Raw genomic sequence first — 2,507 nt, forward strand, 5'->3', positions numbered from 1 at the left:
CACCGACGTGGTGAAGCTGGCGGTGCAGGACAGCTGCGAGGTCGTGGCGTCGCAGGCGTCGGAGCAGGTAGAGGTGGACGGCGTGAACAGCCCGCTGCAACTGGCCGACCTGGAGCGCGCCTTCCAGCGCCGCCAGGCCGACGCGCTGATGCGCGCGGGCCTGCAGATCCGCGACCCGGCGCGCTTCGACCTGCGCGGCACGCTCACCTGCGGCCAGGACGTGGAGATCGACGTCAACTGCGTGTTCGAGGGCGAGGTCACGCTGGGCGACAACGTGCGCATCGGCCCCAACTGCGTGGTCGCCAACGCGAAGATAGGCGCGAACGTCGTGCTGCAGGCGTACACGCACATCGAGGGCGAGGACGTGGGCGTGGAAATCGGCGAGGGTGCGCTGATCGGCCCCTTCGCGCGGCTGCGGCCCGGCGCGCGGCTGGGCCCCGAAGTGCACATCGGCAACTTCGTCGAGGTGAAGAACTCGTCGATGGCGCGCGGCGCCAAGGCCAACCACCTCGCCTATCTCGGCGATGCGGCCGTGGGCGAGCGCGTCAACTACGGCGCGGGCAGCATCACCGCCAACTACGACGGCGCCAACAAGCACCGCACGGTGATCGAGGCGGACGTGCACGTGGGCAGCAACTGCGTGCTGGTCGCGCCCGTGACCATCGCCGCCGGCGGCACCGTCGGCGCCGGCTCGGTGGTGAACAAGAACACCGAGCCGGGCCGGCTGACCGTGGCACGCGCGCGCCAGGTCACCATCGAGAACTGGACGCGGCCGAAGAAGGCGCCCAAGTAGCCTGTCTTCCTCCTTCCCCCCTGGGGGCGGGCCGGGGTGGGGGCGCTCCCTGCCTCACCCCTTCTTCACCGGAATCCGCGGCCGGAACTTGGACCGCTTGACCGAGAAGAACGCCTTCACGTTGCGCACGTTCGCGTCGCTCGTGAACAGCCGCTGCGCGAGCGCCAGGTAGTCCGGCATGTCGCGCGCGTACACGATCAGGATGAAGTCGGGCCCGGGCGAGACGCGGTAGCACTGCTGCACGGCCTCGTCCGCGCTCACGCGTGCCTCGAAAGCCTCCTGTTCGGCATTGCCCTGGCGGTCCAGCGAGACCTCCACCACCGCTTCGAGCCCGTGTCCGAGCGTGGCGGCCAGCCGCTCCGGGTTCAGCACGGCCACCTCGCGCTCGATCAGGCCCGCTTCGCGCAGGCGCTTCACCCGCCGCAGGCAGGTGGCGGGCGAGATGTGAACCTGGGCTGCCAAGTCCTGGTTGCTCAGCGAGCTGTCGCTCTGGAGCTGCTCGAGCAGGGCCAGATCGATGGCGTCGATGGCGATTGGTTCCGGAATGTCGTCCAAGATGAAAGAAAATTACGCGCCGCGGGACGGATGAAATTCTATTGCATCCTCGGAAGAAAATAGAAGGCATATTCGAATCGGTCCGCCCTACAGTCGCTCCATCCCGAACCACCAAGGCAGTCCCATGTGCGGCATCGTCGGCGCGGTCTCCACCCGCAATATCGTCCCCATCCTGGTCCAGGGCCTGCAGCGGCTCGAATACCGCGGCTACGACTCCTGCGGGGTCGCGGTCTATGCCGAGGGCCTGAAGCGTGCGCGCAGCACGGCCCGGGTGGCCGAGCTCATGGAGCAGGTGGCCGGCGAGCAGATCGAGGGCGGCACCGGCATCGCCCACACGCGCTGGGCTACCCACGGCGCGCCGGCCGTGCACAACGCCCACCCGCATTTCAGCCACGGCCCGGGCGAGCCTGCGCCGACCACCGCCGGCCGCGTCGCGATCGTGCACAACGGCATCATCGAGAACCACGACGAACTGCGCGCCGCGCTCAAGGCCAAGGGCTACCGCTTCCAGAGCCAGACCGACACCGAGGTGATCGTGCACCTGGTCGACAGCCTCTATGAAGGCGACCTGTTCGAGGCGGTCAAGGCCGCCGTCGGCCAGCTGCATGGGGCCTATGCGATCGCCGTGTTCTGCAAGGACGAACCGCACCGCGTGGTCGGCGCCCGGGCCGGCTCGCCGCTGGTGCTGGGCGTGGGCAAGGACGAGAACTTCCTCGCCAGCGACGCGATGGCGCTGGCCGGCGTGACCGACCAGATCGTGTACCTGGAAGAGGGCGACCTGGTCGACCTGCAACTCGGACGCTACTGGGTCGTCGACCGCAACCACCGGCCCGTGCAGCGGCCGGTGAAGACCGTGCACGCCCACAGCGGCGCCGCGGAGCTGGGCCCGTACCGCCACTACATGCAGAAGGAGATCTTCGAGCAGCCGCGCGCGATCGCCGACACGCTGGAAGGCGTGACCAGCGTGACCCCCGAGCTGTTCGGCGACGGTGCGTACCGCATCTTCAAGGAGATCGACTCCGTCCTGATCCTGGCCTGCGGCACCAGCTACTACAGCGGCTGCACGGCCAAGTACTGGCTGGAGTCCATCGCGAAAATCCCGACGCAGGTGGAGATCGCGAGCGAGTACCGCTACCGCGAGAGCGTGCCGAACCCCAGG

General features: G+C 68.6%; 2 protein-coding genes and 1 pseudogene. 2 read left to right on the plus strand and 1 reads right to left on the minus strand.

Features of this window, described 5'->3' with window-relative positions:
* Positions 1 to 793 (plus strand): annotated as a pseudogene (locus VFM98_RS02530) (DapH/DapD/GlmU-related protein); the annotation flags it as partial.
* Positions 794 to 847: 54 nt separating this feature from the next.
* On the opposite strand, the gene VFM98_RS02535 reads toward VFM98_RS02530, so the two are convergent.
* Complete coding sequence (locus VFM98_RS02535; protein ID WP_325108321.1) at positions 848 to 1,348, minus strand: Lrp/AsnC family transcriptional regulator; 501 nt, start codon at positions 1,346 to 1,348, stop codon at positions 848 to 850.
* A 124-nt stretch (positions 1,349 to 1,472) separates the two neighbouring features.
* Between VFM98_RS02535 and VFM98_RS02540 the strand changes: the two genes are divergently transcribed.
* The coding region (locus VFM98_RS02540; RefSeq protein ID WP_325108322.1) for an isomerizing glutamine--fructose-6-phosphate transaminase at positions 1,473 to 2,507 on the plus strand (1,035 nt) is incomplete at its 3' end.

It is taken from the genome of Ramlibacter sp. (assembly GCF_035706265.1).
Classification (GTDB): Bacteria; Pseudomonadota; Gammaproteobacteria; order Burkholderiales; family Burkholderiaceae_C; genus Ramlibacter.